General features: G+C 65.6%; 14 protein-coding genes. 3 read left to right on the top strand and 11 right to left on the bottom strand.

Annotated features, from left to right (window positions below; all coding sequences use genetic code 11):
* Positions 1-152: 152 nt before the first annotated feature.
* Positions 153-701 carry a hypothetical protein gene (locus tag M0208_RS07920; RefSeq protein WP_258891169.1) on the top strand — a complete coding sequence of 183 codons (549 nt, stop codon included), beginning with the start codon at positions 153-155 and terminating at the stop codon, positions 699-701.
* A gap of 13 nt (positions 702-714) precedes the next feature.
* Here M0208_RS07920 and clpB read toward each other — a convergent pair whose 3' ends face one another.
* Positions 715-3294, bottom strand: coding sequence for an ATP-dependent chaperone ClpB (clpB, locus tag M0208_RS07915; protein ID WP_258891168.1), 2580 nt, complete (start codon positions 3292-3294; stop codon positions 715-717).
* 192 nt (positions 3295-3486) lie between these two features.
* Here clpB and M0208_RS07910 point away from each other — a divergent pair, with 192 nt between their 5' ends.
* Positions 3487-5784 carry a TonB-dependent receptor gene (locus tag M0208_RS07910; RefSeq protein WP_258891167.1) on the top strand — a complete coding sequence of 766 codons (2298 nt, stop codon included), beginning with the start codon at positions 3487-3489 and terminating at the stop codon, positions 5782-5784.
* A 58-nt stretch (positions 5785-5842) separates the two neighbouring features.
* Here M0208_RS07910 and M0208_RS07905 read toward each other — a convergent pair whose 3' ends face one another.
* On the bottom strand, positions 5843-7450 hold the full coding sequence (locus M0208_RS07905) for an acyl-CoA dehydrogenase family protein (protein WP_258891166.1): 1608 nt from the start codon (positions 7448-7450) through the stop codon (positions 5843-5845).
* A gap of 201 nt (positions 7451-7651) precedes the next feature.
* On the opposite strand from M0208_RS07905, the gene M0208_RS07900 reads away from it, so the two are divergent.
* The gene (locus M0208_RS07900; protein ID WP_258891165.1) at positions 7652-8425 is read left to right on the top strand and encodes a class II aldolase/adducin family protein; all 774 of its coding nucleotides are present in this window, start codon (positions 7652-7654) and stop codon (positions 8423-8425) included.
* A gap of 190 nt (positions 8426-8615) precedes the next feature.
* Here M0208_RS07900 and M0208_RS07895 read toward each other — a convergent pair whose 3' ends face one another.
* The 9 genes from M0208_RS07895 to rbfA form a co-directional block, all read right to left on the bottom strand.
* The gene (locus M0208_RS07895) at positions 8616-9203 is read right to left on the bottom strand and encodes an urea carboxylase-associated family protein (protein ID WP_258891164.1); all 588 of its coding nucleotides are present in this window, start codon (positions 9201-9203) and stop codon (positions 8616-8618) included.
* Positions 9193-9885, bottom strand: a complete 693-nt coding sequence (gene gntA, locus M0208_RS07890) for a guanitoxin biosynthesis heme-dependent pre-guanitoxin N-hydroxylase GntA (RefSeq protein ID WP_258891163.1) — start codon at positions 9883-9885, stop codon at positions 9193-9195. The genes M0208_RS07895 and gntA overlap by 11 nt, the downstream gene beginning before the upstream one ends.
* 123 nt (positions 9886-10008) lie before the next feature.
* Positions 10009-12363, bottom strand: coding sequence for a polyribonucleotide nucleotidyltransferase (gene pnp / locus M0208_RS07885; protein ID WP_258891162.1), 2355 nt, complete (start codon positions 12361-12363; stop codon positions 10009-10011).
* Between the two features lie 154 nt (positions 12364-12517).
* Positions 12518-12787, bottom strand: coding sequence for a 30S ribosomal protein S15 (rpsO, locus tag M0208_RS07880; protein ID WP_258891161.1), 270 nt, complete (start codon positions 12785-12787; stop codon positions 12518-12520).
* Positions 12788-13792 (bottom strand): tRNA pseudouridine(55) synthase TruB, encoded by a 1005-nt coding sequence (gene truB / locus M0208_RS07875; protein ID WP_258891160.1) that lies wholly within the window; start codon positions 13790-13792, stop codon positions 12788-12790.
* A 5-nt stretch (positions 13793-13797) separates the two neighbouring features.
* Entirely contained in the window at positions 13798-14487 is a 690-nt protein-coding gene (locus tag M0208_RS07870) for a site-2 protease family protein (protein ID WP_258893197.1), read from the bottom strand.
* Positions 14488-14656: 169 nt separating this feature from the next.
* Complete coding sequence (locus M0208_RS07865) at positions 14657-15226, bottom strand: thymidine kinase (protein ID WP_258891159.1); 570 nt, start codon at positions 15224-15226, stop codon at positions 14657-14659.
* A 31-nt stretch (positions 15227-15257) separates the two neighbouring features.
* Positions 15258-15785, bottom strand: a complete 528-nt coding sequence (locus M0208_RS07860; RefSeq protein WP_258891158.1) for an acetyltransferase — start codon at positions 15783-15785, stop codon at positions 15258-15260.
* Positions 15742-16122: a 30S ribosome-binding factor RbfA gene (gene rbfA / locus M0208_RS07855; RefSeq protein WP_258891157.1), complete on the bottom strand. Its 381-nt coding sequence runs from the start codon at positions 16120-16122 to the stop codon at positions 15742-15744. Before rbfA ends, M0208_RS07860 begins: the two co-directional genes overlap by 44 nt.
* Positions 16123-16224 lie beyond the last annotated feature (102 nt).

Here is a 16224-nt window from a genome sequence, read left to right as displayed (position 1 = left end):
TACGCGAAGGAAGAACCGGCGATCAATCGCCGTTCGTGCGTCGCAGCATTTTCAAGCCCCCGATGTAACAAATAAGCCACAGGTCGGGGGTCGACTTGCCGGCCACGTTGCCGATAACCTGACGGCGTAATTTTCATGCGCGTGGGGCAAATATGACAAATCATCGATCGAAGCTGGTCCTGGCGCTGGTGACGCTCGCCATGCCGGTCACGGCGGCGCAGGCGCAGGACAAGCGCGCCGTGCCGACCGTGATGCAAAAGGTGCTGGATTGCCGGGCGTTGACCGATTCCGCGGCGCGGCTCGCCTGCTACGACGCCGGCGTAGCCGCGCTGGAAAGTGCGCGCGCGGGCGGCGAGGTGGCGGTGTTCGATCGCGAGGACGTGCGCAAGACGAAGCGGGGGCTGTTCGGATTCAGCCTGTCCGACCTTCCGATCTTCGGAAAACGCGACAAGGAGAATGCGGAGGAGGAACGCGACGAGGTCAAGGAGATCACCGCCACGATGAAGGCGGTTACGCGCAATTCGGCGGGCGGCTTCATCGTGACGCTTGAGGACGGCGCGCGCTGGGAGCAGACCGACTCCACCATGCTGGGACGCTCGCCGCGCGTTGGTGAGACCGTGACGATCAAGCGCGCCGCGCTTGGCAGCTACAAGATGAGCTTCAAGACCGGACCTTCGGTCAGGGCGCGCCGGACCGGGTGATCCGGCGCGCGGGCTACCGAACCGCCAGCGCCAGTTTCCCGTCGCCCTCTTCGACACGCACCGTCGCGCCATCCTTCACGTCGCCGCGCAGGATCATGTCGGCGAGGGGGTCTTGCAAATAGCGTTGCACCGCGCGTTTCAGAGGCCGCGCGCCATAGACCGGATCGTAGCCGACGCGGCCGAGCCAGGCGCGGGCGGCCTCGGTCAGGTCGAGCGTGATCTTGCGATCCTTCAGCAATTTCCCGACGCGCGCGACCTGGATGTCGACGATCGGGGCCATATGCGCCTGGCCGAGCCGGTGGAACAGGATCACCTCGTCGAGCCGGTTGAGGAATTCCGGGCGGAAATGCGCGCGGACGATCTCCATCACCTGCGGTTCGACGCTCTCGACGTCCTGCCCTTCCTCCAGGTTCGCGAGATATTGCGAGCCGAGGTTGCTGGTCAGGATGATGAGCGTGTTGCTGAAATCGACCGTGCGGCCCTGGCCGTCGGTCAGGCGGCCGTCGTCGAGCACCTGCAGCAGCACGTTGAACACGTCGCCGTGCGCTTTCTCCACCTCGTCGAACAGAACGACTTGGTAGGGGCGGCGGCGGACCGCCTCGGTCAGCACGCCGCCTTCCTCATAGCCGACATAGCCCGGCGGCGCGCCGATCAGCCGGGCGACGGCGTGCTTCTCCATGAATTCGCTCATGTCGATCCGGACCATCGCGTTCGGATCGTCGAACAGGAATTCGGCCAGCGCCTTGGTCAGTTCGGTCTTGCCGACGCCGGTCGGGCCGAGGAACAGGAACGAGCCGAGCGGGCGGCCCGGATCCTGTAATCCCGCACGCGCGCGGCGGACGGCGGTGGAAACGGCGCGCACCGCATCGGACTGGCCGATCACGCGCTTGCCAATCGTTTCCTCCATCGCGAGCAATTTGTCGCGTTCGCCCTGCAGCATCCGTTCGACCGGGATGCCGGTCCAGCGGCTGACCACGCCGGCGATATCGTCGGCGGTCACTTCCTCGCGCAGCATCGCGCCCTTGGTCGCGCCGGCCGCGTCGTCGAGCTGCTTCTGAAGCTGCGGAATCGTGCCGTAGGAAAGTTCGCCCGCGCGGGCGAGGTCGCCCTCGCGCTGCGCCTGTTCCAGCGCGGTGCGCGCGGCGTCGAGCTGTTCCTTCAGCTTCGCCTCCGCACCGATCTTGTCCTTTTCGGCCTGCCAGCGTTGCGTCAGTTCGGCCGATTGCTGTTCGAGGTTGGCGAGTTCGCCCTCCAGATTGGCGAGCCGGTCGACCGATGCGGCATCGGTTTCCTTCTTCAGCGCCTCGCGTTCGATCTTTAGCTGGATGATGCGGCGGTCGAGGTTTTCGATCTCCTCGGGCTTGCTCTCCACCTCCATGCGGATGCGGCTCGCGGCCTCGTCCATCAGGTCGATCGCCTTGTCGGGCAGGAAGCGATCGGTGATGTAGCGGTGGCTCAGCGTCGAGGCGGCGACGATCGCGCCGTCGGTGATGCGGACGCCGTGGTGTAGCTCGTAGCGGTCCTTCAGGCCGCGCAGGATACTGATCGTGTCCTCGACCGTCGGTTCGCCGACGAACACGGGCTGGAAGCGCCGTTGGAGCGCGGGATCTTTTTCCACATGTTTCCGGTATTCGTCCAGCGTGGTCGCGCCGACGCAGTGGAGTTCGCCGCGGGCGAGCGCGGGCTTCAACAGATTGCCCGCATCCATCGCGCCTTCGGATTTCCCCGCGCCGATCAGCTGGTGCATCTCGTCGATGAACAGGACGATGTCGCCCTCGGCCGCCTTCACCTCGTCGAGCACGCCCTTCAACCGTTCTTCGAACTCGCCGCGGTATTTCGCGCCCGCGATCAGGCTGCCGAGGTCGAGCGACATCAGGCGGCGGCCTTTGAGCGTATCGGGCACGTCGCCGTTGGCGATGCGCAGCGCGAGTCCCTCCGCGATGGCGGTTTTCCCGACGCCGGGTTCGCCGATGAGGGCGGGGTTGTTCTTCGTGCGGCGGGCAAGGATCTGGATCGTGCGGCGGATTTCCTCGTCGCGGCCGATGACCGGATCAAGCTTTCCGTCGCGCGCCGCCTGCGTCAGGTCGCGCGCGAATTTCTTCAGCGCGTCGTAGCGGTCCTCGGCCCCGGCCGTGTCGGCGGTACGGCCCTGACGAAGCTGGTTGATCGCGGCGTTCAGCGCCTCGGGCGTTGCACCTGCCGCCTTCAGCGCCTTGCCCGCGGTCGTGTTGAGCGACAGCGCGAGCGCGACGAGCAACCGTTCGACCGTGACATAGCTGTCGCCAGCCTTCTGCGCGATCTGCTCGGCGGAATCGAGCACGCGTACTGCATCATTGTCGAGTCCCGGCGTCGACTGTGCGCCCGATCCGCTGACCGCGGGCACTTTCGCCAGCGCGAGATCGGTCTCGACAACCGCGCGCTTCGCGTCGCCGCCGGCTGCGGCGATCAGCCCCGCGGCCATACCTTGTTCGTCTTCCAGCAGCGCCTTCAACAGATGCTCGGGCGAAATCCGCTGATGATTCATGCGGATCGCTACGGTCTGCGCCGACTGGAGAAAGCCCTTTGCGCGATCGGTGAATTTTTCGAGGTTCATGGATGGTCCTTGTACGTCCTTGCGCGATCAGATGGTGTTGTATTTCGGCAACACAAGGGGCCGGGTACGCTGTCTTTCGTTCGTCACCACCGAGTCGTCGCTCCGTCATCGAAACAGACACGGTTTGAAACAATCCCGGCCTAGCGCGGCGGCAGCGGGGATCGCTGCGATCGCCCGGCAGGGGATAATCCGATGAAGCGCCTTTCGATCGCCGCCTTGCTCCTGTCCACGGCCTGCGCATTCCCGCTGACCGCGATGGCCGCGCCGGATGCGCCTGCGCCCACGGCCGAGTCCGAGCCCGCGGTGCCCGAGGATATCGTCGTGATCGGCGAAGGGCAGACGCGACAGGTGCAGCAGCTTGGCGTGCAGGATTTCGAGCTGCTGGTCCCCGGGACCAGCGCGCTGAAGGCGATCCAGAAACTGCCCGGTGTCAATTTCCAGTCGGCCGACGCGTTCGGTGCGTATGAATGGTCGCAGCGCGTATCGATCCGCGGCTTCAACCAGAATCAATTGGGTTTCACGCTGGACGGCATTCCGCTGGGCGACGGATCGTATGGCAACACCAACGGACTGCACGTCAGCCGCGCGATCAGTTCGGAGAATATCGGGCGTGTCGCGGTGTCGCAGGGGTCGGGCGCGATCGGGACGCAGGCGACGAACAATCTGGGCGGGACGATCGAATTCTTCTCCTCCGACCCGAAGCCGGTCGCCGCGCTCACCGTCAACGGGACGTATGGCAGCGACGAGACGGTGCGCGCGTTCGGACGCTTCGACACCGGTGAACTGGGGGCGGGTGGCCCGAGCGCGTATTTCTCCTACGGTTATCTCGATACCGACAAGTGGAAGGGGTTCGGGTCGCAGCGCCAGCATCAGGTGAATGTGAAGGCGGTCGCGCCGGTCGGCGCGTTGCGGTTCGACGCGACGTTCAATTTTTCGGACCGGCGCGAACAGGATTATCAAGACATGTCGCAGGACATGATCCGGCGGCTTGGCTATCGCTGGGACAATATCACCGACGATTTCCAGAAGGCCGTGCTGGTCGCCGATGTCGGCGCGAATACCGGCTACACCGGCGCGGCGAAGCTGAATCCGGCGGCGGGCACGACCTATCCTGCGCCGTTCGCCAACGCCGATGACGCCTATTACGATGCGGCGGGGTTGCGGACGGACTATCTCGCGTCGGTCGGGGTGCAGACCGAAAAGGAGTCGAAGGTCCACGCGTCCTTGCGCGGTTACTACCACGACAATCATGGTCGCGGCATCTGGTTCACGCCTTATGTACCGTCGCCGTCGGGTGTGCCGATCTCGGTCCGCACGACCGAATACGACATCCACCGCAAGGGCGTGTTCGGCGATGTCGGCAGCGATCTCGGCGCGTTCGGCGACGTGACCGTCGGCGCGTGGTACGAACGCAACGATTTTCGCCAGGCGCGGCGCTTCTACGGACTGGACAGCCGGACGACGCCGACGCGCGATGCGCTCGATTTTCCGACCATGCCGTTCTTCACGCAATGGGATTATCGCTATCAGACCGACACGTTACAATATCACGTGTCGGACAAGCTCACCTTCGGCGACCTGACGATCGACCTGGGGTGGAAAGGGTATGATGTCCGCGCGACCGCGACGCCGCTGACCGCGGGCAGCCTGGCGTCGGGCAAGATCAAGACGACCGACTGGTTCCAGCCGCGCGCGGGCTTCACGTTCCGCGTGACCGATGGCGCGGAACTGTTCGGCGGGTTCAGCCAGGTGACGCGTGCGTTCACCGCGTCCGCAACCGGCGGGCCGTTCGCGACGACGCAGATCGGGTTCAACCAGTTGGGCGATTTGAAGCCCGAACAGTCGGATACGTATGAACTGGGCGGGCGGCTGCGGCGCGGCATCTTCACCGGATCGCTGGCGGGTTACTACGTCGACTTCCGCAACCGGCTGCTGGGCTTTGCGAACGGCGCGGGGATCGTCGGGAACCCCGCGATCCTGCGCAACGTCGGCGGGGTGCGATCGTACGGTGTGGAGGCGACCGGGCAGGTGCGCCTGCCGGGCGGGTTCGGCGCGTTCGGTTCCTATGCGTACAATGATTCGAAATATCGCGACGACATCCTGAACGCGGACGGCAGCCTGTTCGGCGGCGTCTCGATTCGCGACAAGACGGTGGTCGATGCGCCGAAGCACATCGCGTCGGGTGAGATCACCTATGACAGCGACCTGTTCTTCGGCCGGGTCGGCGGGAATTACATGAGCCGCCGGTTTTTCACCTACAGCAACGACCGGTCGGTGCCGGGGCGCGTCCTGTTCGACGCTTCCGCCGGGGTTCGCCTGACGGTCGCGGGGGATCGGAAGGTCGAGCTGCAGGTCAACGGCACGAACCTGCTGGACAAGGATTACGTCGCGACGATCGGGTCGAACGGCTTCGGCAATTCGGGCGACAACCAGACGTTGCTGATCGGCGCGCCGCGGCAGGTGTTCGTGACGTTGAAGGCGGGGTTGTAACGCGGGGATCGCGCGCGGAGGATGACGGTCCGTTTCAGCACGTCGGACCGTTCACGCGTCAGTTGCGGCGCTGAAGCCTGCCCCGCGCGATCACCTGCGCCTGGATTTCCGCTGCACCTTCGAAGATGTTGAGGATCCGGGCGTCGCACAGGATGCGGCTGATCTCATATTCCAGCGCATAGCCGTTACCGCCGTGGATCTGGAGCGCGGCATCGGCATTCGACCACGCCGTGCGCGCGCCGAGCAGTTTCGCCATCCCGGCCTCGACGTCGCACCGCTTGCCGCGATCCTTGGTGCGGGCCGCGGCGTAGGTCAGTTCGCGCGCCATCACGGTATCGACCAGCATCATCGCGAGCTTGTCCGACACGCGCGGGAATTCGATGATCGGCCGGCCGAACTGCGTGCGGTCGCTGGCGTAGCGAAACGCGAGGTCGAACGCGCGACGGCCCACGCCCACCGCGCGCGCCGCGGTCTGGATACGCGCGCCTTCGAAGGTCTGCATCAACTGCTTGAAACCCGCTCCCTCGTGTCCACCCAATAGGGCGTCGCTGGGGGCCGCGAAATCGTCGAACTGGAGCGCATATTCGCGCATCCCGCGATAGCCCAGCACCTCGATCTCGCTGCCGGTCAGGCCCTGGTCGGGGAATGGATCGGACTCGCCGCCACGCCGTTTCGGGACCAGCAGCATCGAGAGGCCGGCATAGCCCGTGTCCGGCAGCGTGCGCGCCATCAGCGTCATCAGGTCGGCGCGGGCGGCGTGCGTGATCCAGGTCTTCGCGCCGTCGATCCGCCAGCCGTGTTCGGTCCGCGTCGCGCGGGTCGAAAGGCTGGCGATGTCCGATCCGGTGTCGGGCTCGGTGAAGACGGCGGTCGGCAGTGTTTCCCCGCTGGCGATGCGCGGCAGCCAATACGCCTTTTGTTCGGGCGTGCCTCCCAGCATGATCAACTCGCCGGCGATCTCCGAACGGGTGCCAAGCGAACCGGCGCCGATCCAGCCGCGCGACAATTCCTCCGTAGCGACGCACATCACGAGCTTGCCGAGGCCAAGCCCACCGAACTCCTCCGGGATGCAGATGCCGAACGTGCCCATATCGGCCATCGCCTGGACCAGATCGTCCGGAAGGAGAGTATTCGCAAGATGCCAGTCATGCGCCCGCGGAACGATCCGCTCGTCGGTGAAACGGCGATATTGGTCGCGGATCGCGTCGAGCATGTCGTCGCCCAGGCGATCGGAAGCGGATACGCCGTCGCGCAGGAGCGCCACCAGCCGCCCCCTGGTCCGGGCGGTGTTGCCATCGACGAGGAACGATCGGACGGCGGGGTGCGCCGCCAGTTCGCGCGCGCGATCCTCCAGGTTCAGAGCGAGCGGGCGGAAGAATTCATTCTGTCCCATCGGTACGCCGCCGATGAACTGGGCGAGCGTCTCGCCGAGCGCGATGCGCACGATCAGATCCTCGACCTCGTGCGCTTCGCGCGCGATCGTTAGGGTTTCATGCCACGTCGCGAGTGATTCCAGCGCGGCGGCGGCGGTCGCCACCCAGGCATAGCCGTGTGCGACATGCTGCTCGGCATCGAGGCTGGACGTAGCGAGCCGTGTCCGCAGCGATTCCAGCGCGGCGTCGGCATAGCCCGCCGCTTCTCGAACAGCGTCCCGCACATTCTCCATTCGCTTTCTCTCCGGCGCTCTTTCACGGGGCTATTGCAACAGCGCGCCCGCTGGCAACCCGCCAGTCGGCCGGGTGGCGGCTGCTTACAAGACCGTCTTGCTCCGGCGCATCGCACGATGAGCCGCGGGGTATCGGCCGTAGCTTGTTCGGCCTCGTCCCGTCCGGTATCCTGCCCGGCAAATCAGACATGGAGAGCGGACATGGCCACGCTGGCATCGGTCGAGATGACACCCACCTACGTCCCCGGCGAATGGGAGGCGCGGGTCGATCTGGCGGCGGCGTACCGGCTGGTCGCGCTATACGGCTGGGACGACCTGATCTTCACACATCTGTCGGCGCGGGTGCCGGGGCCGGAACATTATTTCCTGATCAACCCCTACGACATGATGTTCGAGGAGATCACCGCATCGTCGCTGGTGAAGATCGACGTCGAGGGACAGCCGGTGGGGCACACCGACCACCCGGTGAACCCCGCGGGCTTCACGATCCACTCCGCGCTGCATATGGCGCGCGAGGATGCGGCCGCGGTGATGCATCTCCACACGCCGCATGGCCAGGCGGTGTCCGCGATGGAGTTCGGCCTTCTGCCGCATACGCAGACCGCGATGATCGCGGGGCACGACGTGGCGTATCACGACTATGAGGGCATCGCGACCGACCTGGAGGAGCGCGAGCGGTTGGTGCAGGATATCGGGACTAAGACCGTTATGATCTTGCGCAACCACGGCACGCTGGCGGTCGGCGACAGCGTCGCGTCGTGTTTCCTACGGCTGTATTTCCTGGAACGCGCGTGCGAGGCGCAGGTGCTGATGCTGTCGGCGGGGCGCGAGAATCTGAACAATCCGCCGCAGGGCGTGGAACATAAGGTCGCCGGACAGAGCAATCCCGAGGGCATGGGGATGCTGGCGGAACGGCTGGCCTGGCCTGCATTGTTGCGGAAGCTGGACCGGATCGATCCGGGGTTCCGAGATTGAGGTATGTGCCGTTCGATAGACTGGGGGCAAATAGTTTAGGTAGTGGACAGGATGATGTTCGCGTCACTTGCTCCCGCTCATTTTGAGGAGCCATTGAGCTTGTCGAAATGGCGTCTCGAAGGACACGGACGGTCCTTCGAGACGGGGCTTCGACAAGCGAAGCCCCTCCTCGGGATGAGCGGGTCAGCGACTACGCGGCCGTCACCTCATAATCGATCGGCTTGAAGCTGCCGTTGTTGGATTGCAGCGCCGAACACGCGGTCAGGCCGACGATCAAATCCTCGTGCGCGCGAAACACGACGCGGTCGCCGGCGCGGCTGAGCGGGGGATCGACACGTAGCTGGCCGGTCACGCCGTCGACCGGGACATTCATGAATACATTGAACGCGACCGGGATCATGTCCTCGGTCACGCCGTATGGCGCGAGCGCGGCGGCGAGGTTGCCGAAGCAGCCGCGGTGCGGATCGGTGTCGCCATAGATGATGCGGAACGTGTCCTTCGAACACGGGGTCAGCAGGAAATCGTGGCGGCCGACGTCGTCGCGCTCGATCTCCAGCAGGACGCGGCTGCGGTTCGAATAGAGTTTGTCGCCGGTCGTCAGGTAGATGCGGTTGGCGTAGTCAAGCGTGCGGCCCGACGAGATGACCTCTCGCACGTCGTCCTTCGCGAATGCCAGCAGGTCGGCGACCTGTTCGCCGGTGGGGTCGATGACGGTCAGCGTCGCGCCCTTGGGCACGTCGAACGCGACGCCCGAGCGCGGTTCGATCCTATGCGACATTCTGGACCTCGCGCGCGCTGAACGGACAGCGCCAGTCGTCGCCGACCAATCGCCCGCTGTATTGGCGCGCCTCGCTCGTGCTGCCGTGGCGCGAAAGCATCGGGTTTGCCGCGCCGGCCAGCTTCACGTCGCGCGCAACGATCGCCTCGCGCAGGGGTTCGTAGCGTCCCTGTGCGCGCAACTGTTCGAACTGATCGTGCAGGTTGAAGACGAGCGCGGGGCGTTCGAAACGGCGTGCGGGGCGGCTGGCGTGCGGATGAAGGCCGACGACGAAGAACGCCTCGCCGCCGAACGACAGTGAGAAATGCGGCGAATCGGGGTCGGCGCTGACCCGAGGATCGGGTTTCTGGCCGAGCCAGTCGTCCTTGTCGCTGAGCGACTGGACGCGTTGCCACAGGACGTCCTCGAACGCAGGCTCGTCCAGCGCGGGGTCTTCCTCGAACAGCACCACCAGCGACTGGAACAGCGTCGGCGTTGCGCGGTACGATTGCGCGAGGTCGAGCAGGTTCGGATAGATGCGCAGATCGTCCCAGCCCGAACGGATGTCGCGCGCGACGACGAAACGCATCTGCTCATTCCCCAATGCGGATTTCGCGCCAACGCATGGGAACGCGCGGTCCTCGACGAACGCGCGAAAGGACTGGGCGAGCGGATGCTCGATATCGTTGGCGGGTAACAGCATGTAGCCCCAACGGGCCGCGCCGCGGATCGGTCCCGTTACGGAAGCGATTCAAATCTCGATCAATACGAAAAGGGGCCGGGCGTTGCCGCCCGGCCCCTTCGTCATCCCCTCCCAAGGATAGTGTTAGTCGCGGTCGTTGGTCAGGAACGCGGGCGCGAACTCGGGCGCGGGGCCGTCGTCCTTTGCACCTTCCGAACGCTCGCGACGCGGGCCGCGGTCGCCGTTGCCGCCGCCGTCACGCCGCGGGCCGCGGTCACCGCCGCCACCGCCGCTGCGCGGGCCACGGTCACCACCACCGCCGCCGTCACGCCGCGGTCCGCGGGGGCCGCGATCGCCACCCTCACGCGGTTCGCGTGCCGGGCGGGTGTCTTCCAGCTCTGCGCCGGTTTCCTGATCGACGACGCGCATCGACAGGCGAACCTTTCCGCGCGGATCGATCTCGAGCACCTTGACCTTGACTTCCTGGCCTTCGGACAGCGCGTCCGAGACCTTTTCGACGCGCTCGTTCTTGATTTCCGAGACGTGGACCAGACCGTCCTTGCCGCCCATGAAGTTCACGAACGCACCGAAATCGACCAGATTGACGACCTTGCCGTCATAGATCTTGCCGACTTCCGCTTCCTCGACGAGGCCCTTGATCCACTTGATCGCGGCCTCGATCTGCGCGCTGTCGGACGACGACACCTTGATGACGCCCTCGTCGTCGATGTCGACCTTCGCGCCGGTGGTGGCGACGATCTCGCGGATCACCTTGCCGCCGGTGCCGATGACTTCGCGGATCTTCGACTTGTCGATCGAGAAGGTCTCGATCCGCGGCGCGTGCGCCGACAGCTCGGTACGCGTCGACGACAGCGCTTTGGCCATTTCGCCCAGGATATGGTCGCGGCCTTCCTTCGCCTGGTGCAGCGCGACCTTCATGATCTCTTCGGTGATGCCGGCGATCTTGATGTCCATCTGCATCGTGGTGATGCCTTCGGACGTGCCCGCGACCTTGAAGTCCATGTCGCCGAGGTGATCTTCGTCACCCAGGATGTCGCTGAGGACGGCGAATTCCTTGCCCTCCAGGATCAGGCCCATCGCGATGCCCGATACGGGGCGCTTGATCGGCACGCCGGCATCCATCAGCGCCAGCGAACCGCCGCAGACCGTCGCCATCGACGACGAGCCGTTGCTCTCAGTGATGTCCGACGTCACGCGGATCGTGTACGGGAACTCCTCCTTCGTCGGCAGCACCGGGTGCAACGCGCGCCATGCGAGCTTGCCGTGGCCGACTTCGCGACGCCCCGGCGCGCCGAAGCGGCCGACTTCGCCGACCGAATAGGGCGGGAAGTTATAGTGCAGCATGAAATGCTGGTAGGACAGACCGCCCAGACCATCGATCATCTGTTCGCTGTCGCGCGTGCCGAGCGTGGTGGTCGCGATCGTCTGCGTCTCGCCGCGCGTGAACAGCGCCGAGCCGTGCGCGCGGGGCAGGAAGTGCACTTCGGATTCGATCGGGCGGATCTGCGTCGTGGTGCGGCCGTCGATGCGCTTGCCGGTCTTCAGGATCGCGCCGCGGACGATGTCCGCCTCCAGCTTCTTCACCAGTTTCAGGCTGGCGAGATACGCCTGCGGATCGCTGTCCTTCAGGTCGGCCATGCCGTCGCGCGCCTTGGCGCGGGCGTCGTTGATCGCGGTCTGGCGTTCCTGCTTGTCGGTCAGCTTGTACGCCTTTTCGAGATCCTTCCCGATCAGCTTCTTCAGCGTCGCCTTGACCGCTGCCTTGTCGTCCTGGGTCTTCAGTTCCCACGGCTCCTTGGCGGCCTGCTCAGCCAGTTCGATGATCGCGTTGATCAGCTTCTGGCAGGCCTTGTGCGCGAACATCACCGCGCCGAGCATGACGTCTTCCGACAGTTCCTTGGCTTCGGATTCGACCATCATCACCGCGTCGTGCGTCGCGGCGACGACCAGGTCGAGATCGCCCTCTGCGACCTGCTCGTCGGTCGGGTTCAGGATGTAGTCGCCGTCGATATAGCCTACGCGCGCCGCGCCGATCGGACCCATGAAGGGCACGCCCGACAGCGTCATCGCCGCCGACGCCGCGATCATCGCGAGGATGTCGGGCTCGTTCTCTCCATCATACGACATCACCTGCGCGATGCAGTTGATCTCGTTGTAGAAACCTTCGGGGAACAAAGGGCGGAGCGGACGGTCGATCAGGCGGGAGACAAGCGTCTCCTTCTCGGTCGCGCCGCGTTCACGCTTGAAGAAGCCGCCGGGGATGCGCCCCGAGGACGAGAACTTTTCCTGATAGTGAACGGTCAGCGGGAAGAAATCCTGGCCTTCCTTCACCGATTTGGCGGCGGTCACCGCGCAGAGCACGACCGTCTCGCCGAGCGTGGCGATCACCGCGCCGTCGGCCTGACGGGCGACCTTGCCGGTTTCGAGCGTGAGGGTCTGTCCGCCCCACTCGATGCTTACCTTCTTGGTATCGAACATGTATTTTCCTTCGTCCGGCGGCCAGATGCGCGCCGGTTCCTGTGTTGCGGGCTAGCCGGCCCGCGGCGGTGTGAAGCGAATTGTCGCTTCCATGCCCGTCACGCCGAATTGCCGACGGGCAGATACGAAAAGAGCGCCCGAAGGCGCTCTTTGGTTACTTGCGAAGCCCCAGCTTCGCGATCAGGGCCAGATAGCGGTCGCCGTCCTTGTGACGGAGATAATCCAGCAGGCTGCGGCGCTTGTTGACCATCATCAGCAGGCCGCGGCGCGAGTGGTTATCCTTCTTGTGACCCTTGAAATGCTCGGTCAGGTTGCGGATCCGTTCGGTCAGGATCGCGACCTGGACTTCGGGGGAACCGGTGTCGCCTTCGACGCGGCCATGTTCCTTGATAAGCGCATCCTTGCGCTCTGCAGTGATCGTCATTCAGTCTTCCTTCGACATCGGGAGGTTGAAACCGCGAATAACGACGACGTTACCGTCGTTGACCTCGACCAGCGCGACGGGGGTATTGCCCGCACACGCGAAATATTGGCCGTCATCCGTGGCGATCCCGACCAGCACGCGCCCCTGTCGGAGCGCCCCTGCCTGGTCGGGATCGAGGGACAGAGCCGGGATGTCGTCCAGCCCCGCCCTCAGCGGCAGGAGTATGTCTTCAATCGCGCGGGCCTTAGCGTGTTCGGCCAGTTTGTCCAGCGTAATCGCGTGCGCGAGGCTGAACGGACCGGCCTTCGTGCGGCGAAGGTAGGTGACGTGGCCGACGGTGCCGAGCGCCAACGCGATGTCGCGCGCGAGGGAGCGGATGTAGGTGCCTTTGGAGACATGCGCGGTGAGGGTGACGCCTTCTAACTCCTCCCCGGAACGGGGAGGGGGACCGTCGCAAAGCGATGGTGGAGGGGCAGCCCCAAGCGGTGCGCCCGCGACTGCCCCTCCACCGCTTCGCGTTCCCCCTCCCCGTTCCGGGGAGGAATAAAGCGAGAAGATTGTCACCCCACGCGTCGCCAGCACCACCTCTTCCCCCGCCCGCGCCAGATCATACGCCCGCGCGCCATCCACCTTCAGCGCCGAGTACGCCGGCGGCACCTGTTCGATCGCACCGGTGAAGCGCGGCAACACTGCCTCGACCTGCGCCAGCGTCGGCCGCACGTCGCTGGTCGCGATCACCTTGCCCTCGGTATCCAGCGTATCGGTCTGTTCCCCGAACCGAACCGTGAAATCATACATCTTGTCGCTGTCGAGCATCCGCCCGGCGAGCTTCGTCGCTTCACCCAGCGCGATCGGCAGCACGCCGGTCGCCAGCGGATCGAGCGTGCCGCCGTGGCCGACCTTGAACTTCCCATAACCGCCGTCACGCAGCGCCCGCTTCACCGCGCTGACGCCCTGCGTCGAACCGAGTCCGAACGGCTTGTCGAGGATGATCCAGCCGTGCACCGGAGTCAGCTGAACAGATTGGCGAACGACAGGTACGCACGGACCAAAGCATCCGCGGGCGGGCCGACGATGTGCTGGACGACGCTGGCCCCGGGCCAGATCATCGGCAGCACGACCAGCAGCAGGATCAGGATCGGAAAGGCGAACCGCGCCAGTTTCTGCCACTGCGGCACGAGCGGCCGGGGCAGCAGGCCCTCGACCACGTGCCCGCCATCGAACGGCGGGATCGGCAGCAGGTTGAACACCGCGAGGAAGACGTTGATCAGCAGGAAGTTGATGAGGTTCGCCCACAGGAACCCGGCGACCCCCTGCGGCGGGCCGCCGAACGATTGCCCCGCGACGACGCCGATCACGACCGCGGTCACAGCGGCGAGCGCGAGGTTCATCCCCGGCCCGGCCAGCGCCACCGCCATCATCCCGAAGCGCGGATTGCGCAGGCGTTCGGCGCGTACCGGCACCGGCTTCGCCCAACCGAACACCGGCGCTTTCGCGATCGCCAGGATCAGCGGCAGAATGACCGTGCCGACCGGGTCGACGTGGCGGATCGGGTTGAACGTCAGGCGCTTCTGCTCCGCCGCGGTCGGATCGCCCAGCGCGCGCGCGGCAAGGCCATGCGCGACTTCGTGGAAGACGATCGCGATCACCAGCGGGATGATCCACACCGCGGCGGCATAGACGACATTGTCGGGGGTCATCGCGCGGAGATAGGCCGAGGCGGCGTCTTCCGCCAGCACGGCGTTCAGTTCGTATGTCGCACCACCCCGGCGAAGGCCGGGGCCCAGTTTCTACGATCTCGATAATGTAGCGCCGGACCTACCAACATCCGTCTCGCCGCTGGGCCCCGGCCTTCGCCGGGGTGGGCAGTCAGGTGCGCAACGCCTCGACGAAATGGCGCCGGCACAGCGCCACGTACAGGTCGTTCCCGCCAATCTCCGTCTGGGCACCCTCCGCGACCGGGCGGCCATCGGCGTCGACGCGCAGGTTCATCGTCGCCTTGCGCCCGCACGCGCATACCGATTTGATCTCGATCAGCGCATCGGCCAGCGCCAGCAACCGCGCCGATCCCTCGAACAACCGTCCCTGGAAATCGGTGCGCAAGCCGTAGGCGAGGACGGGGATGCCGTGCGTATCGGCCAACCGCGCAAGTTGATCGACCTGCGCGGCGTTCAGAAACTGCGCCTCGTCGACCAGCACGCACGCCGGGTTCGGCTGCGCGAGCACGCACGCCGCGATATCGGTCGCGGCGTCGAACGTCGTCGCGGCCGCGGACAACCCGATCCGCGACGTGATCGTCCCCGCCGCAAAACGATCGTCGAGCGCCGCGGTGAACAACATCGTGCGCATGCCCCGCTCGCGATAGTTGAAATCGGCCTGCAGCAGATTGGTCGATTTGCCCGCATTCATGCTGGCGTAGTAGAAATATAGCTTGGCCATCAAATGATCCTGCCGCCGGTCGCGGCGCTGTTCAATCGCGGAACAGCATCACTACCGCGGGGCGCTTGGCGGCACCTGCGACGATCGCCTCGCGCGTAAACCCGGCGCGGGCATAGGCGCGGCGGGCGCGGTAGTTGGTGATGTCCGGGTCGATCGCGACCTCCGGGACGCCGTGTTCGCGCAAATGGCGGGCGAGGACGCGGAGGAACGCGGTGCCGTGGCCGCGGCCGAGCATCGTCGGCTTGCCGATGAACGTGTCGATCGCGCGCGCGCCGGGTGGCAGATGCTGGAACTGCGGCTGCGGCCAGGTGTGGACCGCATAATGCTGCGCGTAGGCGAAGGGTTCGCCGTTGTGTGCGACGATCAGCATCGACATCGCGGGTTCGTCCATGTCCTCGCGCAGCAACCCCTCCTCGCGCGCGGGATCGCCCCACCATTTGCGCGCCGCGGGCGTAGCGAGCCAGCGGCGAACCATCGGCAGGTCGCTCCAGGTCATCGCCCGGAAGCTGTACGGCTCAGCCGAGATCGCGGGAAACTTCGGGGCGACGGAGCAGGGCATCGATATGACTCCCCTCGTCGAAGCTTTCGTCGGCGAGGAATTTCAGTTTCGCGGCATATTTATTCTGCACGCGCGCGGCGACCTCGCGCTGGAGGTAGGCGGTGTTGGTGCGCAGCGCCTTCAGCACCGCGTCCTCGTCCTTGCCGAGCAGCGGCTTCACGAAGACCGTCGCGTGGCGCAGGTCGGGCGACATGCGGACTTCGGTGACGGTGACCATATGCTTGGCGAGCGTCTCGTCATGCACGTCGCCGCGCGCGAGGATTTCGGACAGCACGTGGCGCACCTGTTCGCCGACGCGCAACACACGGACCGATCGTTCCTGGGGTTCTGATTTCATGACGCGGCCATCCTATCGGGCTGCGTCACCCCAGCGAAAGCTGGGGTCTCAGGCCGCGAGCGAGACGGCGGCGTCGCGCCCGCGGCTTGAGATGCCAGCCTG

Origin of the sequence: Sphingomonas sp. SUN019 (genome assembly GCF_024758705.1) — a bacterium.
Taxonomy (GTDB): domain Bacteria; phylum Pseudomonadota; class Alphaproteobacteria; order Sphingomonadales; family Sphingomonadaceae; genus Sphingomonas.
The sequence above is the reverse complement of the archived record's forward strand: the minus strand, read 5'-3'. Positions and strand labels throughout refer to the sequence as shown.